This window comes from Pseudomonas knackmussii B13 (genome assembly GCF_000689415.1).
Classification (GTDB): Bacteria; Pseudomonadota; Gammaproteobacteria; order Pseudomonadales; family Pseudomonadaceae; genus Pseudomonas; species Pseudomonas knackmussii.
Genome location: NZ_HG322950.1, coordinates 4698671 through 4720372 on the forward strand (window position 1 = coordinate 4698671; position 21702 = coordinate 4720372).

23 protein-coding genes are annotated in these 21702 nt (G+C 66.5%); 9 read left to right on the top strand and 14 right to left on the bottom strand.

What is annotated here, in order from left to right; translation table 11 throughout:
* Positions 1–21: 21 nt before the first annotated feature.
* Positions 22–1224 (bottom strand): MFS transporter, encoded by a 1203-nt coding sequence (locus tag PKB_RS21950; protein WP_043254485.1) that lies wholly within the window; start codon positions 1222–1224, stop codon positions 22–24.
* Between the two features lie 146 nt (positions 1225–1370).
* On the opposite strand from PKB_RS21950, the gene PKB_RS21955 reads away from it, so the two are divergent.
* Entirely contained in the window at positions 1371–1601 is a 231-nt protein-coding gene (locus PKB_RS21955) for a DUF2789 domain-containing protein (protein ID WP_043254487.1), read from the top strand.
* A gap of 17 nt (positions 1602–1618) precedes the next feature.
* Here the strand turns inward: PKB_RS21955 and PKB_RS21960 are convergent, their stop codons facing one another.
* Entirely contained in the window at positions 1619–1897 is a 279-nt protein-coding gene (locus PKB_RS21960) for a metal/formaldehyde-sensitive transcriptional repressor (RefSeq protein WP_043254490.1), read from the bottom strand.
* A gap of 63 nt (positions 1898–1960) precedes the next feature.
* Here PKB_RS21960 and dmeF point away from each other — a divergent pair, with 63 nt between their 5' ends.
* The 3 genes from dmeF (at position 1961) to PKB_RS30380 (ending at position 4127) form a co-directional block, all read left to right on the top strand.
* Positions 1961–2905 (top strand): CDF family Co(II)/Ni(II) efflux transporter DmeF, encoded by a 945-nt coding sequence (dmeF, locus tag PKB_RS21965; protein WP_043254492.1) that lies wholly within the window; start codon positions 1961–1963, stop codon positions 2903–2905.
* A 71-nt stretch (positions 2906–2976) separates the two neighbouring features.
* Entirely contained in the window at positions 2977–3876 is a 900-nt protein-coding gene (locus PKB_RS21970; RefSeq protein WP_043254493.1) for a pseudouridine synthase, read from the top strand.
* A 116-nt stretch (positions 3877–3992) separates the two neighbouring features.
* Positions 3993–4127 carry a hypothetical protein gene (locus PKB_RS30380; RefSeq protein ID WP_269090590.1) on the top strand — a complete coding sequence of 45 codons (135 nt, stop codon included), beginning with the start codon at positions 3993–3995 and terminating at the stop codon, positions 4125–4127.
* Between the two features lie 222 nt (positions 4128–4349).
* Here the strand turns inward: PKB_RS30380 and PKB_RS21975 are convergent, their stop codons facing one another.
* Positions 4350–4655 (bottom strand): PsiF family protein, encoded by a 306-nt coding sequence (locus PKB_RS21975; protein WP_043254495.1) that lies wholly within the window; start codon positions 4653–4655, stop codon positions 4350–4352.
* A 233-nt stretch (positions 4656–4888) separates the two neighbouring features.
* Here PKB_RS21975 and PKB_RS21980 point away from each other — a divergent pair, with 233 nt between their 5' ends.
* A complete protein-coding gene (locus PKB_RS21980; protein ID WP_043254497.1) occupies positions 4889–5101 on the top strand; it encodes a hypothetical protein in 213 nt (70 codons plus the stop codon).
* A 159-nt stretch (positions 5102–5260) separates the two neighbouring features.
* Positions 5261–6730, top strand: coding sequence for an inorganic phosphate transporter (locus PKB_RS21985; protein ID WP_043254499.1), 1470 nt, complete (start codon positions 5261–5263; stop codon positions 6728–6730).
* Positions 6731–6782: 52 nt separating this feature from the next.
* On the opposite strand, the gene PKB_RS21990 is transcribed toward PKB_RS21985, so the two are convergent.
* Together PKB_RS21990 and PKB_RS21995 are read right to left on the bottom strand one after the other, a co-directional pair.
* On the bottom strand, positions 6783–9554 hold the full coding sequence (locus PKB_RS21990) for a PAS domain-containing sensor histidine kinase (protein ID WP_084166821.1): 2772 nt from the start codon (positions 9552–9554) through the stop codon (positions 6783–6785).
* 8 nt (positions 9555–9562) lie between these two features.
* A complete protein-coding gene (locus PKB_RS21995) occupies positions 9563–10024 on the bottom strand; it encodes a TadE/TadG family type IV pilus assembly protein (RefSeq protein WP_043254501.1) in 462 nt (153 codons plus the stop codon).
* Positions 10025–10195: 171 nt separating this feature from the next.
* Between PKB_RS21995 and PKB_RS22000 the strand changes: the two genes are divergently transcribed.
* A complete protein-coding gene (locus PKB_RS22000) occupies positions 10196–10702 on the top strand; it encodes a prepilin peptidase (RefSeq protein WP_052355360.1) in 507 nt (168 codons plus the stop codon).
* A 147-nt stretch (positions 10703–10849) separates the two neighbouring features.
* Entirely contained in the window at positions 10850–11677 is an 828-nt protein-coding gene (locus PKB_RS22005; RefSeq protein ID WP_043254502.1) for a response regulator transcription factor, read from the top strand.
* Positions 11678–11730: 53 nt separating this feature from the next.
* Here the strand turns inward: PKB_RS22005 and PKB_RS22010 are convergent, their stop codons facing one another.
* From PKB_RS22010 to cpaB, 9 genes are all read right to left on the bottom strand, one after another.
* Positions 11731–13503 (bottom strand): pilus assembly protein TadG-related protein, encoded by a 1773-nt coding sequence (locus tag PKB_RS22010; protein WP_043254504.1) that lies wholly within the window; start codon positions 13501–13503, stop codon positions 11731–11733.
* A gap of 24 nt (positions 13504–13527) precedes the next feature.
* Entirely contained in the window at positions 13528–13806 is a 279-nt protein-coding gene (locus PKB_RS22015) for a DUF3613 domain-containing protein (RefSeq protein ID WP_043254506.1), read from the bottom strand.
* Positions 13807–13838: 32 nt separating this feature from the next.
* Positions 13839–14621, bottom strand: a complete 783-nt coding sequence (locus PKB_RS22020; protein WP_043254508.1) for a tetratricopeptide repeat protein — start codon at positions 14619–14621, stop codon at positions 13839–13841.
* On the bottom strand, positions 14618–15526 hold the full coding sequence (locus PKB_RS22025) for a type II secretion system F family protein (RefSeq protein WP_043254509.1): 909 nt from the start codon (positions 15524–15526) through the stop codon (positions 14618–14620). The genes PKB_RS22020 and PKB_RS22025 overlap by 4 nt, the downstream gene beginning before the upstream one ends.
* Before the next feature lie 9 nt (positions 15527–15535).
* On the bottom strand, positions 15536–16432 hold the full coding sequence (locus PKB_RS22030) for a type II secretion system F family protein (protein ID WP_043254511.1): 897 nt from the start codon (positions 16430–16432) through the stop codon (positions 15536–15538).
* Entirely contained in the window at positions 16429–17682 is a 1254-nt protein-coding gene (gene tadA / locus PKB_RS22035) for a type 4b pilus Flp biogenesis ATPase TadA (RefSeq protein ID WP_043254513.1), read from the bottom strand. The genes PKB_RS22030 and tadA overlap by 4 nt, the downstream gene beginning before the upstream one ends.
* A complete protein-coding gene (gene tadZ, locus PKB_RS22040; RefSeq protein ID WP_043254515.1) occupies positions 17679–18863 on the bottom strand; it encodes a type 4b pilus Flp biogenesis protein TadZ in 1185 nt (394 codons plus the stop codon). Before tadZ ends, tadA begins: the two co-directional genes overlap by 4 nt.
* Before the next feature lie 65 nt (positions 18864–18928).
* Positions 18929–20128 (bottom strand): type II and III secretion system protein family protein, encoded by a 1200-nt coding sequence (locus PKB_RS22045; RefSeq protein ID WP_371370543.1) that lies wholly within the window; start codon positions 20126–20128, stop codon positions 18929–18931.
* Between the two features lie 86 nt (positions 20129–20214).
* Positions 20215–21141, bottom strand: a complete 927-nt coding sequence (gene cpaB / locus PKB_RS22050; RefSeq protein ID WP_043254519.1) for a Flp pilus assembly protein CpaB — start codon at positions 21139–21141, stop codon at positions 20215–20217.
* A gap of 356 nt (positions 21142–21497) precedes the next feature.
* Here cpaB and PKB_RS30385 point away from each other — a divergent pair, with 356 nt between their 5' ends.
* Positions 21498–21689 carry a Flp family type IVb pilin gene (locus PKB_RS30385; RefSeq protein ID WP_043254521.1) on the top strand — a complete coding sequence of 64 codons (192 nt, stop codon included), beginning with the start codon at positions 21498–21500 and terminating at the stop codon, positions 21687–21689.
* Positions 21690–21702: the final 13 nt, after the last annotated feature.

Below are 21702 nucleotides of genomic sequence, written 5' to 3' on the forward strand. Positions count from 1 at the left end.
CGCTGCGGGAAACTCCGCAGTCTAGTCGAAGTGCAATTCCTCGTGGTTCTGCTGGGTCCGGCGCAACAGCACCAGGCAGATGACGAACCCGCAGGCGGCGAGTAGCGCCGCCACGAGGAAGATGCTGGCGTAGTCGCTGTGGGCGGCGATAGCCCCCATCAACGGCCCAGCCACACCCAGGGCGAGGTCGAAGAACAAGGCATAGGCGCCCAGCGCCGAACTGCGGCTGGCCGCCGGAATGCGCAGTACCGCTTCAACGCCCAGCGCCGGGTAGACCAGCGACAGCCCGGCGCCAGTCAGCGCCGTGCCGAGCAGAGCGAAGACCGGGCTCGGCGCCTGCCACAGCAGCAGCAAGCCGAGGCTTTCCAGCAGCAGGCAGAGCACCGCGACATTGAAGCCGCCGAAGCGGTTGATGGTCCAGGAGAACAGCAGGCGCGCGCCGACGAAGCTGACGCCGAACAGGCTCAGGCACCAGGCCGGATCGGCCCAGCCGCGGCTGCCGTAATAGAGGGTGATGAAGGTCGCCAGGCTGCCGAAGCCGATCGAACCCAGGGCCACGCACAGGCCATAAGGCAGCACCTTGCCGAGCACCTGCAGGAAGGCCATGCGCTGACCGGCGACGACAGCCACGGCCGGCTTGCCGCGCGCCAGCAACAAGCCGAGGGCAGCAAGCGCAAGGATACCCGCGCCCAGGCTCCAGAGCCCCAGGCGGCCGGCCAGGGTCACGCCCAGCGGCGCGCCCAGGGCGATCCCGCCGTAGCAGACGATGCCGTTCCAAGAGATCACCTTGGCGGTGTTCTGCGCGCCGACCCGGGCGATACCCCAGCTCGCCGTGCCTATGCCCATCAGGCCCTGGGCGAAGCCGATCAGCACGCGGCTCGCGAGCAGCAGGGCGAGGCTGGCCCAGACCAGCGTCGGCAGGCTGGTCGCCAGCAGCACCAGCAAGCCGCCGGCTGCCAGGGCCAGCAAGCCGTAGACCACCGCTCGCTTGGCCCCGAGGGTGTCGGTCAGGCGCCCGGCCAGCGGCCGCGAGGCCAGGGTCGAGAGATACTGGGTGCCGATCACCAGGCCGGCGGTGGTGGCGTCGAAACCGAGGTCGTGATGGACGAAGCCGGGCAGCACCGGCAACAGGAAACCGATGCAGAGGAACAGCAAGAAAGTGAAGCTGACGATGGAGACGATCTGCAGGGTGACGGCGATCGGACGCTGCTCGGGCGAGCTCATGAACGGGCCTGGCGCAAGGGCGGTGAAATGACAGCCGTCATCATTGCCCGGCGCCGGGAAAATTGAAAGCTCCCTATCGATCTGCCGCCGAGCGGGTCGCGACCAGCGCCTATAGTTGATGGACGCCCAACCCGAGGAGGCCCGCCATGGACACCAGCCCGCACAACTTCGCCGCCCTGTTCAAGCAACTCGGCCTGCCCAACAGTCACCAGGAGATCGACGCCTTCCTGGCCGCCCACCGCCTTGCCGATGGCCAGGCGCTGGCCGATGCGCCTTTCTGGAACGCGGCCCAGGCCGAGTTCCTGCGCGAAGCCCTGGAGGAAGACTCCGACTGGGCCGAAGAAGTCGACGAACTGGCCTGCCGCCTGAGCCGCTGAGCGCCTCGCGCTAGTGGCTACTTGAGGTAGGAGCGCAGGACGCCCATCACCTGATCCAGGTCGTCCTCGCGCTCGCGCGGGGTGCGCCCCTCTTCCAGCAGATGCTCGCGCAGGTGCCCTTCGAGCACCTCGGCCATCAGCCCGTTGACCGCGCCACGGATGGCGGCGATCTGCTGCAGCACGGCGGCGCAGTCGCCGTCCTCCTTTTCCAGGGCGCGCTCCAGCGCCTCGCTCTGTCCCTTGATGCGGCGAATGCGGGTCAGCAATTTGCGCTTGTCGCGAACGGTATGGGCCATGAGCTCCCTCCGTGAAAGTATACTGGAGTATAGTATATAAATCGGTTTTCCGGACATTGTCTCATGCACGCCCATAGCCCCGACACGCACCACCACGATTTCCACGAAAGCAACCCGCTCGCCGAGCGCAACACGCTGCGCGCCGTGATTCTCACCGCCGTGATGATGGTCCTGGAGATCGCCGGCGGCTGGTACTACAACTCCATGGCCCTGCTCGCCGACGGCTGGCACATGAGCTCCCATGCGCTGGCCCTGGGCCTGGCCTTCTTCGCCTACGTGGCGGCGCGCCGGCTCAAGGGTGACAAGCGTTTCGCCTTCGGCACCTGGAAGATCGAAGTGCTGGCCAGCTACAGCAGCGCCCTGCTGCTGATCGGCGTGGCGGCACTGATGTTGTTCGAATCGGTGCAACGGCTGATCAGCCCGTCGCCGATCCACTACACCCAGGCCATCGCCATCGCCGTGCTCGGCCTGCTGGTCAACCTGGTCTGCGCCTGGTTGCTCAAGGACGATCACCACCACCATCACGGCCATGGCCACGATCACCATGGCCACGACCACCACGGGCATGACGATCACCACCACGGCCACGACCTGAACCTGCGCGCCGCCTACCTGCATGTGCTGGCCGACGCCGCCACCTCGGTGCTGGCGATTCTCGCCCTGCTCGGCGGCAGCCTCTGGGGTGCCGCCTGGCTCGACCCGCTGATGGGCATCGTCGGTGCGGTGCTGGTGGCGGTCTGGGCGATCGGCCTGCTGCGCCAGAGCAGTCGCGTGCTGCTGGACGCCGAGATGGACGCCCCGGTGATCGTCGAGATACACGAGGCCATCGCCGCCGGCCCCTACCCCGCGCGGATCACCGACCTGCACCTGTGGCGCGTGGGCAAGGGCCAGTACGCCTGCATCCTCAGCCTGAGCACGAGCAGCGAGGCGCGCCCGGCCGACTTCAAGGTGCTGCTCGGCGTGCACGAGGAGTTGGTCCACGTGACCGTCGAGGTCAACCCGGCCTGACCCGCCCGGCGGCCTTTGACGCGGGCGGCCGGCTGCGGCCTAATGCACGCCCCGATAGCCGCCCGCGCCCCATGTCCGAGAAGCCGTTTTCCGCCGCCCAGCACCGCGCCAGCACCCTGCACCTGCCCGCCGGGCCCTGGTCCACGGTGCTCGACTGCCTGTGCGCGCACTTCCCGGCCATCTCCCGCGAGACCTGGCTGCAACGCATGGAACGCGGCCGCGTGCTGGACTCCAACGGCCAGGCGCTGGACGCCACCAGCGCCTACCGCGAAGGCCTGCGCGTGCACTACTTCCGCGAAGTGGTAGCGGAAGCGCCGATCCCCTTCGAGGAGCGCATCCTGCACGTCGACGAGCACCTGGTGGTGGCCGACAAGCCGCACTTCCTGCCGGTGACGCCGTCCGGGCAGTACGTCGAGCAAACCCTGCTGGCGCGCCTGGCGCGGCGCCTGGGCAATCCACTGCTGGTGCCGCTGCACCGCATCGACCGGCCGACCGCCGGGCTGGTGCTGTTCTCCGCCAACCCGGAGAGCCGCGCGGCGTACCAGGCGCTGTTCCGCGAGCGGCGCATGCACAAGCGCTACGAGGCCATCGCCCCGCCGTTGCCGCAGCTGGAATTCCCCCACGTGCGACGCAGCCGGCTGGTGGAGGGCGATCCCTTCATCGTCATGTGCGAGACCGAGGGCGCGATCAATAGCGAGACGCGCATCGAGGTGCTGGAGCGTCGCGAAGACTGGTGGCGCTACGCGCTCTATCCGGTGAGCGGCAAGCGCCACCAGCTGCGCGTGCACATGTCCGCGCTCGGCGCGGCCCTGCGCAACGACCCGCTTTATCCACAGCTGCTGCCGGAAGACCAGCGACGCAGCGACGACTATTCGCGGCCGCTGCAATTGCTCGCCCGCCACCTGGCCTTCGACGACCCGCTCAGCGGCGAGCCGCGGCAGTTCGAGAGCCAGTTGCAGCTGGACTGGTGAAACGGCGCTTCATCGATTCCATCAATAATCAAAAGCAGAAACATCCATTTCCGCCGATCCCCCCCGGCGCGGTTTCATAGCTCCGTCCCCCACTGACGGAACGCAAGGAGCCCGCCATGAGCTATACCGCGAAATCCTTCTCGGCCCTGGTCAACGCCCTGCTCGCCGCCGGCGTCACCCGCCCCGAACAAATGACCCGCCAGCCCTTCCGCAACGCGCAAGGCTACTGGTCGGCGGTGGTGCACGCATGAACACGCAATGGCTGAAACGCTCGACCCTGTTCGACGACAACACCTGGCTGTTCTACGTGCTGGCTGTCGCCTGGCTGCTCTGCTCGGGTATCTGAACCCCGACAGCCGAGCGGCCCTGCAGGCTCGGCATTCGTGCCGTGCGGTTCGCGAGCAAGCTCGCTCCTACGGGGACGAAAAAGCAAAAGGGCAGCCGAGGCTGCCCTTTGTTTACCGCGCTCTCGGCTACTTCTTCAGGCAGTTGCTCATGAACGCCTTGCGCTCGTCGCCCTTCAGGGCCTTTGCGCCAGCGTCCTTGTTGCACTGGGCCATTTTCTCCTGTTGCGGCGTCATCTTATTCGCCGCATCGGCGCCGCCACCCGCCTTCAGGCAGGTGCTCATGAAGGCCTTGCGCTCATCGCCCTTGAGCGACTTGGCCGTGGCGTCGGCGTTGCAGGTCTTCATCTTTTCCTGTTGCGCCGTATTGGCCGCGAAGCCCTGGGCGGAAAACAGCAGTGCGAGCATGAGCAGCGGAACGCGGATCTTGAACATGGAGAGGTCTCCCGGGCTATTGATCACTTTCTGAGCGTAGCCGCTTGTTACATTTGCGCGAGCCACGCCCCAGCATCCCGAACCTTCGTTGGCTACGTCCATGTGCCGCAGGCCAAAACGGGTTCCCCCGCAGCATCTGGCCGCTATAATCGCGCCTCCCCCGCCAGCCGCTACACTGCAATGCACAGCCTGCCGGGCGGCAGGAATCTCCAGAACCAGCAACAGGATCACCCGTGACCAAAGACGAACTGCGCGCGGAACTGCAGCGCCAGGAAGAACGCTACAAGGATGTCTACGGCGGAGAAGTCACCCTCTACGCCGCGCAACCCGACCCCGAGAAAAAGCCCTGGCGCAAGCGCCCCAATGTGCAGGACAAGGCCTTCGACCGCGAGCTGGACAAGATGCGCGTGGAGCGAGAGAAGGCGCAGCAGAAAGAAGCTGACTGAGCGCCGCGCCCGCGGGGCGGCCGCCTCGCGGGGTAGCCCGCCGGTGATTCGGACTGCGACCGGGCGTCGCGACTATTCGAGAATGCATTCAGCTTTTGGGCGATTCGCTATCGCTTCTGGCATAATCGCCGCCCCGTCCCGACCTGTCACATAAACTTCATGTTCGATCTCTTCAGCGGAATCGATTTCTGGGTAGGCGTCAGCCTTGTTCTGGCGCTGGCATTCGTCCTGGCCTTCGAGTTCATCAACGGCTTCCACGACACCGCCAACGCGGTGGCCACGGTTATCTACACCAAGGCCATGTCGCCCTACCGTGCGGTGATCCTCTCCGGCATTTTCAACTTCCTCGGCGTGCTGCTCGGCGGCGTCGGCGTGGCTTACGCCATCGTCCACCTGCTGCCTGTAGAGCTGCTGATCAACGTCAACAGCGGCCACGGCCTGGCCATGGTCTTCTCACTGTTGGCAGCGGCCATCGCCTGGAACCTCGGCACCTGGTACTTCGGCATCCCCTCGTCCAGCTCGCATACCCTGATCGGTTCGATCCTCGGCGTCGGCCTGGCCAACGCATTGATCACCGACGTGCCCATCGGGGCCGGGGTGAACTGGCAGAAGGCGATCGACATCGGCCTGTCGCTGATCTTCTCGCCGCTGGCCGGCTTCCTGGTCGCCGCGCTGCTGCTGATCGGCCTGAAGTGGCTGTATCCGCTGTCGAACATGCACAAGACGCCGGAAACCCGCCGCGAAGTCGACGAGAAGAAGCACCCGCCGTTCTGGAACCGCCTGGTGCTGGTGCTCTCGGCCATGACCGTGAGCTTCGTGCACGGCTCCAACGACGGCCAGAAAGGCATCGGCCTGATCATGCTGGTGCTGATCGGCATCGTCCCGGCCAAGTTCGTCCTCGACCTGAACAGCACCACCTACCAGATCGAGCGCACCCGTGACGCCGCCATCCACCTGGGCCAGTTCTACCAGCGCCACACCGACGTGCTCGGCGAGATGCTCGCCCTGGGTAAGGGCGACGGTAGCGAGATGCCCGACCTGTATCGTTGCGAGCCGAAGCAGACGGACGCGACCCTCAAGGGCCTGCTGAACGACATTCAAGGCATCTCCAGCTACACCGAGCTGTCTTCCGACGCCCGCGTTCAAGTGCGTCGCTACCTGCTTTGCCTGGATGACACTGCGAAGAAGGTTGGCAAACTCAGCAACCTGCCGGACCGCGAGAAGGCCGACCTGGAGAAGCTGCGCAAGGACCTGACCACCACCACCGAATACGCCCCCTTCTGGGTGATCATCGCGGTGGCCCTGGCGCTAGGCATCGGCACCATGGTCGGTTGGAAGCGCGTGGTACTTACCGTCGGCGAGAAGATCGGCAAGCAAGGCATGACCTACGCCCAGGGCATCAGCGCCCAGATCACCGCCACGGCGATGATCGGCATGGCCAACCTCTACAGCCTGCCGGTATCCACCACGCACGTGCTGTCCTCCGGCGTCGCCGGCACCATGGTCGCGAACCGCAGCGGCCTGCAGGGCGGCACCATCCGCAACATCGTGCTGGCCTGGGTGCTCACCCTGCCGGTGTCCATGGCCCTGGCGGCCGGGCTGTTCTGGCTGGCCTCGCGCTTCCTCTGATAGCGCGCTTCGCCTCCCCCACAACGCCTGCCTCGTGCAGGCGTTGTGCTTTTCAGGATGAGGAAAGCAGCGGCAGGCGGATGACGAAGCGCGCACCGCCGGCGAAGTTATCCACCGACAGGTTGCCGCCCATGTTGCGGATCAGGTCGAAGCTCACCGACAGCCCGAGCCCGGTCCCCTTGCCCGCCGGCTTGGTGGTGAAGAACGCCTCGAAGATGCGCTCCTGCAATGCCGGGTCGATGCCGCCGGCGTTGTCGCGCACGTGCAGCTCCAGCCAGCCGGGTTCGGCGCAGGCGACCTGGCTCACGCCGATCCACCGTGCCCCCTCCTCCTCGCGTCCCAGCAACGCATCGCGGGCGTTGGCCAGCAGGTTGATCAGCACCTGTTCGAGCTGGTCGGCGAAACCGTTGACCTGGAAGCGCTGCCCCGGCGGCTGCAGCTCCAGGGTGATGCCCTGCTGCGCCAGGTTCTCGCCCAGCAGCTGCTGGGCTTCCTCGCAGGCGTGGAAGGGATCGAAGGGCGCCATGTCCAGCTCCGAGCGGCGACTGAAGACGCCCATGTGGCTGATCACCCGGTTCAAGCGGTCGATCTGAGCGTCCGCGCGGGTCAGCTTCTCGTTCAGGTACTGCGCGTCGTCCGGGCGCTGCCGCGCATTGAACAGCGCCATGCGCATGACGTGCAGCGGCTGCTTCATCTCATGGGCCATGCCGCTGACCATCTCGCCCAGGCTGGCCATCTTGGCGCCCTGCGCCAGCTGCTGCTGCGCACGCCGCACGGCGGTGTTGTCGCTGGCCACCACCTGCACTTCGCGCACCCGGCCCTGATCGTCGAAGAGCAGGCGGTCGCTCCACACCAGCCAGCGGAACTGCTGGCCGGGCATTTCGAAACGCAGCTCCCAGGACGCCTCGGCGTTCCCCGCCGACGCACCGACCAAGCGCGCGCGCAGGGCGTTGCAATCGTGCTCGGCCAGCCAGTGATCGAGGCGCCGGCCCAGCAACGCCTGCACCGGTTCGCCGAGAAAGTCCGCGAGGGTGCGGTTGACGAAGGTCAGCTCCAGATCCGTGGAGTAACGGCAGATCAGCGCGGGGGAGTCCTCCACCAACACGCGGTAGCGCTCTTCACTGGCGGCGATAAGCTCCGCCGCCTGGTGCCTTTCGGTGACATCCAGCCACAGGCCGACCGCCTCGCGCGGCATGCCCTGGGCGTCGCGCAACAACTTGGCCTCGTCGTACAGCCAGTGCCATTGCCCGGCGCCGTCGCGCATCCGGTATTCGGCCTGCACGCGCCCTTCGCGCAGCAGCTCGCGGCCGCGCTCGAGGAACAGGTCCAGGTCATCGGCATGGACCCGCTCGGCCAACGCCTGCCAGCTCTGCGCCTGCAGGTCGAGGCCCAGCAGGTTGCCGGCGCTCTCGCTGTAGAACTCGGGAATCAGGTGGCCCTCCTCGACGCGCTGCACGTAGATCACCACCGGCGCGCTGTCGATCAGGCTGCGCAGCCGCGCGTGGGCGGCCATGGCTTTCTGTTCCTGCTCCTTGCCTTCGCTGATGTCCAGCAGCACGCCATTGAGCACGGCGTCTTCATCGCGGCCCTGCATCCGCCCTTGCAGGCGCATCCAGCGGCGCACGCCGGCGCCGCTTTCAGGGCGCAGACGCAGCACCTGCTCCAGCACGGCGCCAGGGGCCAGCTTGCGCAGGCGCAGCGCCAGCTCGTCGGCATCCGCCGGATGCAGGCGCTGCAACAGGTCGTCGAGCGCCAGTTGGGTCTGCCCGGCGGGCAGGCCCAGGCTGCCCGCCACCGCCGACGACAGCTCGAACTGCGCGCGGTCCGGGCGAAAGCGCCACCAGCCGCCGCCGACCATGTCCTGCAGCAGGCTCAGCTTGCGGTTGTCGTCGCGCAGCAGGTCGCGGTTCAGGCGTTCGAGGACCTGGTTGGCCAGCTGTTCCGCCAGATGCTGCCAGTCACCCGGCGACGGCCCCGAGAGCCGCGCCTCGTACACCAGCGGCTCACCCAGCAGGCACGCCAGTTGTCCGCCGCGGGTCAACGCCGGCACCGCCAGCACCTGCTCGCTGCAGAGCGCGTCGAGCAGCGCGGAACGGCCATCGGCCACGTTCAGCAGCGTGCTGACGGAGAGACCGCGCAGTTCCCCGTCGGGCAGCTCCAGTCCTTGGCGCAGCAGGCTGTCGGCGCCTGCGCGGACGAAACAGGCGAATACCCTGGCGCGCCCCGTTTCCCCGGACAGCAGCAAAGCCATGGCGCGCATGCCATAGCTCGTGGCGAACGACTCCAGCACCTCGCTCACCGCCTCCGGCAGACGCGCCGGCGTGACGTGGCGCAGGCGCGACAGCAGCAGCTTGCTCAGGTTGAGGCAATGCAGTTTGTGTTCCTGGGTTTCGGTCTGCCAGTTGAGATCGGAAATGTCCGTGCCGACCAGCAGGTAATGGTCGTTGTCCTGGGCGATGCCCTGCACGCGGCAGACCAGCGGGAAGTCGCCGACGCTGCGCAGCAGCAGGTCCACTCGCTCGCCCCGGCGCAGCCCGCCGAACGACTGCTCGTTGCCGGCGCGCCGTTCCAGGTAGTCGCCCAGCGGCCGCGGCCCGCCTTCCGCCGGCCGCTGCAGACGATGCGCCTCGCGCCCGCCGATGCGCAGCACCCGGTCGCCGCCGTCCACTTCGAGGCAGATATCCCAGTGCGCGACCTTCGGTGCCCAGAGTTCTTCACGCGCGTCTATGGGCCGCCAGAGGGGTACGGACGAGTGCGACTCCTGCGCCGACTCGTCGTTCCCCGAAGCGCTACCACCGGCGATGCTGCGGATGAAGTCGAACATGCCGTCGCTCACAGCAGCAGGCTCGCCTGGCCCTGCAGCACCGCAGGCAGGCGCGGCACCGTGCCGATTCCCGGCAGGGTCAGCACCGGCACCACGGGGGAGTTGCCGGAGGGATAGCGGACGCAGACCGTGATCCGCGTGAAGTTGCCTTCGGTGACCGGCGTAGCCATGTAGTTGCCGCCGTTGCAGCCGGTGTACCAGCTGGCCGGCATCCAGCTCAGCCGATCGGCCACCGCCTGGCTCACCGTGCTCTGCAGCGCCGCCTCGTACTGCGCGCTGGTCAGCGAACTGTTCACCGATACCGCCACGCGCGCGCCAACTGCCGCAGCGTCGTTGAACGACTGCAGCATCAGCAGCGGAACGCAGTAGGCGAGCAAACCGTAGAGGATGGCGAAGAAGAGGATGAATACCGCGGCGAACTCGATGGCGATCGCACCGCCCTGCCGCCTGCCCAGACCAGATCCGCCCATTGCATCCACTCCTGTGAAAGACGGAAAAACCTGATTGAACGCTCGAACAGTTTCGAGCGAAAAGCACTTCCCGCATAAAGTCGTGCCAAACTTTCGCGCCTGATGACTAATACTAGTTATGTTGTGGGAGTCGGCATCCCGACAAAAAGTATTAATTCCTTTTGGCTATTCATGAACAACTCTCTTATATACATCCAGCCGATCATCGTTCTCTGGCTGATGCTCGCCGCCTACCAGGACGTGCGCCGGCGCCGGGTCAGCAACCTGCTGACCCTCGGCGGCGGCGCCCTCGCCGCCCTCTGGCTGATCCTCGAACACCGGAGCCTGACCGGCCACAGCGTGCCCGCGGCCCTGCTGGCAGCGGTCCTGGCGCTGCTGCTGACAGTGCCCGGCTACCTGCTCGGCAAGCTCGGCGCAGCCGACGTCAAGCTGCTCCCGGCGCTGGGCCTGGCCACCGGCCCGCAGACGCTGATGAACACCTTCGCCCTGGCCTGCCTGGTCACGGTGCTGCTGATGCTCAGCAGCCGCTCGCTACTGCGCAATGCGAATATTTCCCAACCCATCGCGCGGCATTTAAGAAGCATTAGCGTCGGAAACTCGAAACCCTTCCCCTTCATCTTCGCGCTATTCGTCGGATATCTGCTCGATCTGTTGTTCATCAGTAAATTCCTTTACTGACTTGCCGACTACCTAACTTAGGAACTATATGCTTTGGGCTAATACCGTGAGCAAGCCAAGGCAAAAGTTTCGTCATACCGGTAATTCGCCCCGGCAGTAACCATAAAAAAGAAAATACAAAGGCTAGATGGCAAGGAGCGTGCAGCCATGGACAAGAACGTGCATCGTCGTTTCGCGGTGCTGGTTATCGACGACGAGCCGCAGGTCACCAGCGAACTCTGCGAGTTGCTGGAGAATCAGGGATACCGCTGCATCGGCAGCAACGACCGGGACAGCGCGCTGGAGAAGTTCCGCGCCGACCAGGGCATCGGCCTGGTCATCTGCGACCTTGGCCTGGGCACCGACAACGGCATTCGTGTCGTCGAGGCACTCAAGGAAGCCGCGGGTGCCGGGCGCCTGTTCGAGGTGGTGATCCTCACCGGGCAGAAGGGCAGCCAGGAAGTCATCGACGCCATGCGCGTAGGCGCCGCCGACTACTACCAGAAACCGGTGTCGCCCCAGGAGCTGCTGCAGGGCCTGGAGCGCCTGGAACAGCGCCTGCACGAACGCACCCGCAACCAGCTCAGCCTCAGCCACGTGAACCAGCGCCTGGAATACCTGGCCGAGTCGCTGAACTCCATCTCGCGGGACATCCACAAGATCAAGTACGAAGTGCACGGCAACCAGCCCGGCGCGCTGCGTCCGGAGGCCGACGACCTCGCCGCCAGCCTGCCGCTGGAAAGCGCCGGCGAAATCGCTCCCGAGCCGATCAACAACCCGCTGTTCAGCAAGCTCTCGCCACGCCAGCAAGCGGTGGCGCGCCTGGTCAGCAAGGGCATGACCAACTACCAGATCGCCTACGAGCTGGGCATCACCGAAAACACCGTGAAGCTCTACGTCTCCCAGGTGCTGCGCCTGATGCACATGCACAACCGCACCCAACTGGCCCTGGCGCTCTCCCCCAGCAACAGCCAGAGCAGCCGCGCGGTTCACTGACGCTTTTTCCTCGAAGGCGCGACCATTTTCTTGGTCGCGCCTTTTTCTATTGCTCAGATCAGCAGTTGGGCGCCGGCGGTCTGCACGTCGATCAGGCGCACATCGAGGATGCCGGTCTGGATGCCGAGCAGCTTGAGCAGCGGGTCGATGATTGCATTGCCTAGCGCGGTGATGACGCTTCCCAGCGCATCGGTAAGCAGCGCGCCCAGGTCGGCCACGGAATTGACCACTCCCCCCACCACGCCATTCAGCAACTGCCCCAGCGGACAGAGCAGCCAACCGATCAGCGGCAGTTCGCACTTTTGTCCGTTGGGCGTCAGGGTGACCGAAATCTTCAAGTTGTTGGACAAGCTGGTAAGGCCCGCTCCCAGCGAGCTCCCCAACGGGCTCTGAACCGTCTGCACGGCACTGGGCAGATCGTCCGGCGAGTCGACCAGGAAAGTCAGCGGCTGCTCACCCGGAACGGCGACGGCAACGGTGGCATTGCTGGTATTGACGGTGGCAGTCGCCAGATAGGAGGTGCCGTTGCCGAGCAGGCCCAGCGTGAGGTTGCTGATGGTCAAAGACGCCACTCCGGGCTGCGCCTTGACGTTGACTGTCACCGGCCGCCCCACCCCACCGCACTGGATGCTGTCCAGCGCCGCGTAGCCCTGGGCAACCGTCGCCCCCAGGTTGATGTGCGCTACCACCAGATGCAGGTTCAGCAGATCGATGTCCGCCTTCACATTAAGCGCCACCTGTACCGATGTGGCCTTGGTCCGCCAATTGCCCCCGGCATCCTTGCCCGGATAGCCGATGGCGATCTGCGGCGGGCTGATTACCGTCAGCCCCAGCGTCACCGAACCGATCACCCCACTCAGCCCAGCCAGGCTGGTGACGTCCAGCGTCAGCGCATGGTTCTTGTTCGCCACCAGCGCCGTGGCCATCAGCAGATCCATGAGGTTCACGTCCGCCCCCATCGCCGCGTCGCGGGCGCTGTCCGGCGCCACCACGCTGAGGATCTGGTCCAGTGTCAGGTTGGCGGTAGGAACGCTGATCGAAGCCAGCGAGCTGCGCAGCAGCGCCGTATTCACCCCTGCCACCTGCGAGGCATCGGCCGCATCGACCATGGCGGTCAGCAGCTGCGCGACGCTGACGTTCGCACCGAGCAGGCTGTCCACCGAACCCAGGTCCAGGCTCACCCCGGCAGCCTGCAACTGCTGCCCCAGGGACAACAGACTGATGTTGGCGCCGGCGATGCCCTGGTAGGTCACCACGTCGAGCGACAGGCTCGTCCCCAGCAGGCCGCCGAGTAGCGCGTTGAGCAGCGGCGAGTTGGAGCTGTCCAGGCGCAGCAGCCCGCTTCCGGCGGAAAGCGCACCCAACGCCTCGCGCCGCGCCACTGCCGTGGCGCTCAGGGTGGTGGTCGTCGAGACGTTGGCGCCGAACACCTTGGCCACGTTGAGGATCAGGCTGGAAGCCACTGTGCGGTCGGCCACCACGCGCACCGAGTCGTTCCACTGCCCTCCCGGGCTGAACTGCCGGCGCGTGTTGCTGGCATCGAAGTTCACATCGCCAAGCGTCGCGACCAGCGTGCCGTCAGCGGGAAAGCCGTTCTTCTGCGCACTGGCCTGGGCGAAGGCCTGCACCCCGCCGGCGCTCTGCACGCCGCACAGGCCGCTTTGCGCGGCGGTCTCCATGGCCGACATGTCGGCCACCCGCTGCAGCTTGCGCTTCTCCAGGTAAAGGCGACCGGTATCCACCACCAGCGCCAGGCACACCAGCGACAGCAACAGGGTTGCCGCCGCCATGATGCCGATGGCACCGCGCTGCCGGGTACGGTACATGGGGGACTCCTCGACGTCGGGCCGTCACTTGCTGCCGGTGCTGAAGTCCTGATAGTTGCTTTGCAGGTACTCGGGAATCGGGTGGGTGTAGCCCTTCAGGTAACGCTGGTAGGCACGATCGCGCTCCGCCGGCGTCGCACTCTGCTTGTTGGCCGAGGCCACCTGGCCGCTGCGCTGCAGCTCCATCCAGTGGTCGATCTCCGCCTGGTCGTAGGCGCTGGTCCCCGGCTGCGGCCGTGGCTCGGCCGCCTGCAGGGCCAGCGGGCAGAGCAGCAGCAGGCCGCTCAGGATCATCCCTTTCATCGTCATTCTCCCCGGCCCGCTCGCGGACCTTCTCAGTGCGCCTTGACCAGCAGCCCGGCGTCGCGCGCCTCGGCTTCCGCGTCCTTGACCAATGCGGGCGGCAGTGGCCGCGCCGGTTGCGCCTCGACCTGCACCACGCCTTCGGCGGCGACCGGATGTGTCGGCGCACCGGGGCGCAGGGCGTCGGCGCGGGAATGCGCCTGGCGGACCTGGTCGTCGGACAGGTGCGCCTTGTCGATCAGCGCCGCCGCCTGGCTGTCCTCGCCTTCGAGGAACAACAGGCTGAGCAGGTTGGTCGCCGGCAGCTTGTCCCCCTCGTTGAGCTCGACCGCCGTGAGGAATTCGAAACGCGCCCCCTCGCGGTCGCCCTTGCGCAGCAAGACCACGCCAAGGTCGTTGCGGATCAGGCCATCGGTCGGCTGCAGCCGCGCGGCTTCACGCATCTCGCGTTCGGCCTCGGCCAGGTGGCCATCGCGCAGGGCGATCTGCCCCAGGCCGTGGTGCGCCTCGCCGGCCTTGCAGCTGTCGAGCAGCCCCTGGTACAGCGCCTTGGCCTTGGGACTGCCGATGCGGCGCAGGGCGACAGCCTTGCTCTCGCGCACATCGAGCAGCTGCGGCGGCATGGTTTCCAGGTTGGCCAATGCGGCATGCAGGCGGCCGTCCTTGAGCATGTCGCGGGCCATGTCCAGCTGCAGCTGTTGCGCCTGGCTCAAGTGTTCGTCGCAACTCTGCCCCACCGTCGGCCCCGCGCCCGGCAGGTTGGCGCAGCCCCCCAGGAACAGGACGGACAGTCCCAGCACACTCAGCCTCTTCATTTGATTCCCCCCAGTGCCTTGGTGATCGCCATGAACCCCGGCCCGGCGAGGATGATCAGCAGCGCCGGGAACAGCAGCGCCATCATCACCATGCTCATCTTCGCCGAGAGCTTGCTGATCTTTTCCTGCAGCGAGGTCAGGCGCCGGTCTTCGAACAGTTCCTTGAGCGTCTGCAGCGACGCCCGCGCGCTGCCGCCCTGGCGCAGCATCTGGCGCAGCACGGTGCAGCAATCGGACAGTTCGGCCACCTGCAGGCGCCGGGCGAGCTGGTCGAGCTCTTCGGCCAGGTCCAGGCCGCTGTCGGCATGCTGCAGCACCGTCGCCAGCTCCTCGGTCAGCACCGGGACGATGCTTCGGCCCTCCAGCTGCACCACGCGCAAGGTCTGCTCCACGGTGAGGCCGGCGTCGAACAGGATGCGGATCAGCTGGATGAACAGGATCACTTCCTCCGACAGCTTCTGGCAGCGCTTGGCCGCCAGGTGCGCGAGGACCCGCTTGGGCAGCAGGAAGCCGATGCCGGAGGCGAAGGCGAGCGGCAGCAGCAGCGACTGCGGCGGCCGTGCCTGGATGATCCCGAACAGCGCCACCAGCGCGCAGAACAACAGCGGCAGGCTCACTTGCAGGGTCTGGTAGAGGCTGCGCGGCAGGGTGCCGTTCCAGCCGGCGCGCGCCAGCAGTTCGCGCACTTCCTGGTCGCGCAGGCGCAGGCGGCGGCCCAGGCCGCTGCCGCTGACGCGCTCGAGCAATTCGCTGCCCCAGCGACCGGCCCCCGGCTGCATAGCGCCGCCCAGGCGCTGCTCGATCAGGCGCTGCTCGCGGTTGGCCGCGCGGCTCTGCGACACCGCCAGGGTCAGCGCGGCGAGGAGCAGAAGCACGGCCAGCGCCACGTACCAGGATGCGTCCATGTCCCTCTCCTATACGCTCTTCAACATGCGCCACAGCAGGAAACAGCCGAGCAGCTGCAGCCCCAGCGAGGTCAGCAGCATCCAGCGGCCGACAGGGTCGGTCCACATGGTCATCAGGTAGCCCGGATTCGCCGCCAGGATGTAGCCGCCCAGGCCCACCGGCAGCACCGCCAGGACCACAGCGCTCAGCCGCGTTTCGCCGGTCATGGCATGCAGCTGGCGGGAAATCTTCTCGCGCTCGTGGATGACCTTGATGATGTTGTCCAGCAGCTCGGTGGTGTTGCCGCCGTAGCGGTAGTTCACCGAAACGCCTAGGGCGAGGATGTGCAGTTCGTCGACCGCATAGAGGTCGGCGATCTCCTGCAGCGCCTCGGGCAGGCTGATGCCCAGCTGCACGTGGTTGTTGACCCGCGCAAAGATTTCCCGCAGCGGCACCTCGGCGCCGGCCACTGCCTGCTCCAGCGCGTCGCCCAGGGTGCGGCCGGCGTGCAGGCTGCGCACCACCTGATCGAGAAACCTCGGCATCTGCCGGATCATGCGCTGCAGGCGCCGGCGGTAGAGCAGGTTGAGCAGGCCGCTGAACAGCGTCAGTACCAGCAACAGCGCCAGCAGCGCGCCAATCACATTGCCCAGGCGAAAGGCCACGGCAGCCAGCAATACCGCGACCACTCCGACACCCAGCAGCCACTTGCGCATATCGACGATGCCAGCGCGACGCATGCGCTTGGCCAACCAGTGCTGGCTGCGTTGCCGGACGGCGGTGCTTTCGGCTGTCGCCGGCCCCGACTGCAGGCGCATGACCACCTGTTCGTTGTGCCGCGCGCGCATGCCCAGGCCCGCGAGCAGGAAGGCAAGGCCTACCAGCGCCAGGCTGGCCGTCAGCAGCACCGCAGCGCCGGCGCTCATGCCGACACCTGGCGGAACTTCAACCCGGACGGCCCGCCGGTGCGGACGAACTGGCCGGTGCCGCGGCGATCCAGGCTGAACAGCGAGTTGGTGACATAGATGCCGTCGCGCACTTCCAGCACTTCCAGCACTTCGCTGATGCAGCGCCGGCCGTTGGCCTGGCGGGTGATCTGCACGACTATGTCCAGCGCCGCGCAGATCATCTGCCGCAGAGTGCTTTCCGGCACCTTGTGCCCGGTCAGGCCAACCAGCATTTCCATGCGCAGCAGCGAGTCCATCGCCGAGTTGGCGTGCACCGTGCTCATCGAACCGTCGTGGCCGGTGTTCATCGCCTGCAGTACGTCGAGCACTTCGACGCCGCGGATCTCGCCGAGAATGATGCGGTCCGGGCGCATACGCAGGGCGTTGCGGATCAGGTCGCGGGCAGTCACCTCGCCATAGCCCTCCGCATTCGGCGGCCGGGTCTCCAGGCGCACCACGTGGTCGTGGCCCAGCTGCAGCTCGGCGGTGTCCTCGATGGTGACGATGCGCTCGCGCTCGTCGATGAAACTGCTCAGCACGTTCAGCAGCGTGGTCTTGCCGGTGCCGGTGCCGCCGCTGATGAGGATGTTGCAGCGGTTCTCCACGGCCTGGCGGAGGAAGCCCAGCAGCGCCTCGTCGACGCTCTGGTAGGCCAGCAGGTCGGCGCTCTGCAGCAGCTCCTTGCTGAACTTGCGGATGGAGATGCACGGGCCGTCCAGCGCCACCGGTGGAATGATCGCGTTCACCCGGCTGCCGTCGGGCAGGCGTGCGTCGACCATCGGGCTGGACTCGTCCAGGCGCCGGCCCAGCGGCGCGAGGATGCGCTGGATGACGCGCTGCACATGGTGGTCGTCGATGAAGCGCAGGTCGCTCTGGTACAGCCGGCCCTGGTGCTCGACGAACACCCGGTCCGGGCCGTTGACCAGGATCTCGCTGATGCCCGGGTCGCGCAGGAGGATCTCCAGCGGGCCGAAGCCGGTGAGCTCGTCGACCACCTCCTCGGCGAGGCGGTCCAGCTCGTAGCGGGAGATCGCCAACTGGCGCCGCGCGGCGTATTCGCAGACCTTCTCGGAGACGTACTGGGCCACTGCCGGGCGCGCGCCCTCCAGCAGGTTCATGCCGTCTTCGTCGATCTCGTCGATGATGTAGCGGTGCAGGCGCATCTTCAGCGCCTGCATCTCCTGGTCGTGCTTGCTGGCGAAGCCGCCGGCGCCGGTCGCGTAGCTCATGAGCGCACCGCCCGCGGCCAGCCGAGCCAGGCGAAGCGCTTGCGCCGCTCGCCGTTGGCCACGCCGAGCGCATCGGCCATGTCGCGCAGCTTCACCGCCAGCGGATCGCGCGGAGCGATCTCGAACAGGCTGCGGCCGAGGTTCTTCGCCCGCAGGCGCGCCTCGGCCGAGGCCGGCAGCACGCCAAAGGGCTCCAGGCCGAACATCCGGCACAGCGCCTGCTGGTCCGGCGGTACGGCCGGCAGGTAACGCTCTATCAGCAGCTCGATGCGCGGCAGCACCTGGTTGCGCTCACGCAAACGGCGCAGGCGTTCCATGCCTTTCTTGCACGACGGCACGCTCTGGTCGACCAGCCAGAGCACCCGGCTGGCCTGCTGCAGCAATTGGCTGCTGAGCTCCCCTTCGGCAGCGCCGGTGAGGTTGATCAGCACGTGGCTGAACGCGCTTCGCAGGCTGCCCAGCAGCAGATACAGCTCGGCGGTGCTGACCCGCTCCAGCACACCGGGTTCGTCGGAAAGGCTGAGCACGCGCAGGCCGGACTCGTGGCGGGTGAAGGCGCTGTCGATCAGGGTCTGGTCGAGGCGACGCAAATTGCGCATCGCATCGGAGAAGTTGAAGGCCGACTCCATGCCGAGGATTGCCAGGGCCTCGCCGGCGGGCTGGCCGATATCCACCAGCAGCACCTGGTTTTCCGGCTGCGATTGCAGGGCCAGCGCCAGGTGCAAGGCGACGAAGGCGCCATCGGCATCGGGCCGGGCGCTCACCAGGCTGTACAGCTCGCCCTGGCGTGCGGCACTGACCGGCACGCTCGGCATGCGCCCGCCGAGACGGCGAATCAGCCCGCTCAGCTCGCTGGCGCGGGCGCCGTAGGTGACGAAGTCGCGGGCGCCGGCGCGCATCGCCGCCAGTACCAATTGGTTGTCCAGGCCGTCGCCGACGGCCACCACCGAGAGCATCGGGCGCGCCGACACCAGCCCCTCGACCAGGGCGCTATGCACCACCAGGTTGGCTTTGCTCAGGCTGATGAAGAGCACGCTGGAAGCGGTCACATCGAGCAGCGCGAGCAGCTCCTCCAGGGTACCGCTGCCGGCGGCGATCACCTGGCCGCTGCTGGCCAGGCTGCTCTGCAGCCACTCCAGCTCTCCGGCGTGTTCGGTCAGGGCGACAAAGGTCTGGCTCATGCTGGTGCTCCTGCTCTGCCCCGACGCCGAGCCGGCGGCGGGACGACTTACCGGATCCCCGGCCATCACTCGGACATCCCGCTGCTGCTGCCGCGACCGTCGAACTTGCCGTTCTCGAGGAAGTAGAACTCGCCGAAACCGGGATCGTATTTGCGCAGGCCCTCGCCCGGCAGCTTCGGCAGGCTGGCATTGGCGGCCAGCGGCTGTACCAGGTGCGGGGTGACCACCATCAGCAGTTCGCGGTCGTCCTTGCTCAGCTGCGAGGAGCGGAAGAACGCGCCGATCACCGGCAGGTTGCCCAGGCCGGGGAACTTGTCGACGTTGCTGAGCGTGTTGCTGCTGACCAGGCCGCTGATCACGAAGCTCTCGCCGTCGCCGAGGATCACGTTGGTGTCGGTGCGCCGCACGTTCAGCGCCGGAACCGAGATGCCGGCGGTCTTGATGCCGGCGGTGAAGTCCAGCTCGCTGACTTCCGGCGCCACCTTCAAAGCGATGCGCCCGCTGCCCATCACCGTCGGCGTCAGGGTCAGGCGCACGCCGTATTCCTTGTATTCGATGGTGATGTTGTTGTTATCGCCGTTGGGCACCGGAATCGGGTATTCGCCGCCGGCCAGGAAGGACGCGCTCTGCCCGCTGGTGGCGACCAGGCTCGGGCGCGCCAGGGTGTAGGCGAAGCCGCTGCCTTCGAGCATATTGAGAAAGCCCAGCACCTTGCTGCTGCCGCCGCCCCAGATGATGTTGAAGCCGCTGCCGCTACCACCGAAGTTGCCGCTCACGCTGCCGTCTTGGCCGACGCCGATGCCATCGAGGCTGCCCGGCGAGCCGAACACGAAGAGGTTGGAGCCGCGCCGCACCAGCGAGGTGCTGGCCTGCTTGAGCTTGGTCCGGCTGACCTCGACGAAGCGGATGTCGGTCTGCACCTGGTTGGCCAGGGGTGCGCCGGCCGTGTCCGCCGCCGCGGCGACATCGGCCAAGGCGCGCGGCGCGACACGCACCTGGGCGCGCAATGGGTCGCCAGGGCAACCGCTCCATACCAGCAGGCTGGTATCACCTTGCGCCTTGCCGGTGAGCAGGAAACTGCGTTTGTCGAGCAGTTGCACGTCGGCGACCTGCGGATCGCCGATGGCCAGGCGCTTGATCGGCAGCGGCAGCTGCTGGTCGCGCTGGCCGCCCTGCTCCACGTCCAGAACCAGCTTCTGCAACATCAGACCGGCGCAGGCACTGGGCGCGGCTTGCGCCGAGACCAGCGTGGACAGCGCCAGCATTCCCCCCAGACACACGCCAAGCCGGTCGATACGCCGCTTGGCCTGCACTCCCCGAACCATGGCACTACTCCCTGCAGAGAGACTTCTCAAGGCGCTTCATGCGTCACTTTGCTGCCGCGATACACCACCACGCCGCTCACCGCCGACGGCGCGATCTCACGTCGAGTGGCCTGCGGTTTCGCCGGCGCGCGCCGGCCGAGCAATTGATCGAGGCTGATCGGCTCGCTGCCCGCCGGGTTCAGCGAGGCGTGTAGATAGCGACCTTCCTGATCCTTCTCGTAGAGCTGCTCGTCCTTGCTGCGCACGGCCAGGCGCAGCGAGCCGGCCTGGCTGGCCAGCATCAGCCGCGCGACCGACTCGGCCGGCACCGCCAGCACGGCGGTACGCGGCACCTTGTGTTCTTTCTGCTTGTCGTCCTTGCCGTCGGCGGTCTGGTGCGCCTGGCCGTCATTGGCCACCGCGATCTGCTCGCCATAGGTCAGCACGCGCACGCCAGGCAGCACGACCTGGGCGCTGAGGTCGCGCGTGCCGTTGCTCTGGTCGGCGACGAAGAGCATCACGTCGACGTAGTCGCCCGGCAGCACGAAGCCGCCGCCGCCGATGACCTCATCGACCGCGATGGCCATGGCCCGCTCGTCCGGGCGGATGGTCCGCGCCAGCGGCCCGCCGGGCTCGGTGACTGCGGCGGAAAGGATGCTGCCGGCCGGCACCGCTACCCAGACGCGCTGGCCGACCACCGCGTCGATCTTGGCGAAACTGCCGGCGGGCGCGGTCTGCAGGTACTCCAGGCGCAGGTCTTTCGCGGTAAGCACGGCGAGCGCCGGCAGGTCGTGGGTCACTATCACCACAGGGGTGCGCTGCAGCTTGTCGACTTCGGCGGGAATCACAGCGGCGGGCGTTTCGCTGCTGGCGACCGGTTTGGCCGGCTTGCTCAGGGAAACCCCGACATAGCCGACGACGACAGCCCCGACCAACAACAACCCGGCAAAAACCATCAGCACCTTGCTATTCATGGCTACTTCCTTGCACAGCGTCGGGAATTCAGGAGTTCGAACAAACGCAGCAACCGGTACGCGGTCAGCAAACTTTCGATCGGCGACTTAGCTTTTCATCGACCGCTGCCGCCTCATGTTTAATAACTATTCCCGATAACAGGAAATTCTTTGTTACGCCTCAGAATCTAGCTGGTGGACAATGACCGTCAAACCCTTTGATGGCCATTTGCCTAGAGAATTTGGAACTATATCCAAAGGATTAATCCGTCCGTGCTAATTACATTTGACCGCTTGCATTCGTTCGCGCTGCGCCTAGCCTGACCACGTATTCGGGGCATCCGCCCTGGGTGTGGGACGGGCAAGGAGCTACGGCCATGAACTTTAAAGATTTCTCGTTGAATGTTTATTGCAAAGTCAAAGCACTCGCCAAAGACAAAGAAGGCGCCACCGCCATCGAATACGCAGTCATCGCCGGGCTAATTGTCGTTGCAATCGTCGGCACACTTCAGGTGCTCGGCCCGCAACTTAACGGAATATTCGAACAGATCTCCGCTGCACTTCCGTAAGTCCGGAAAAAAT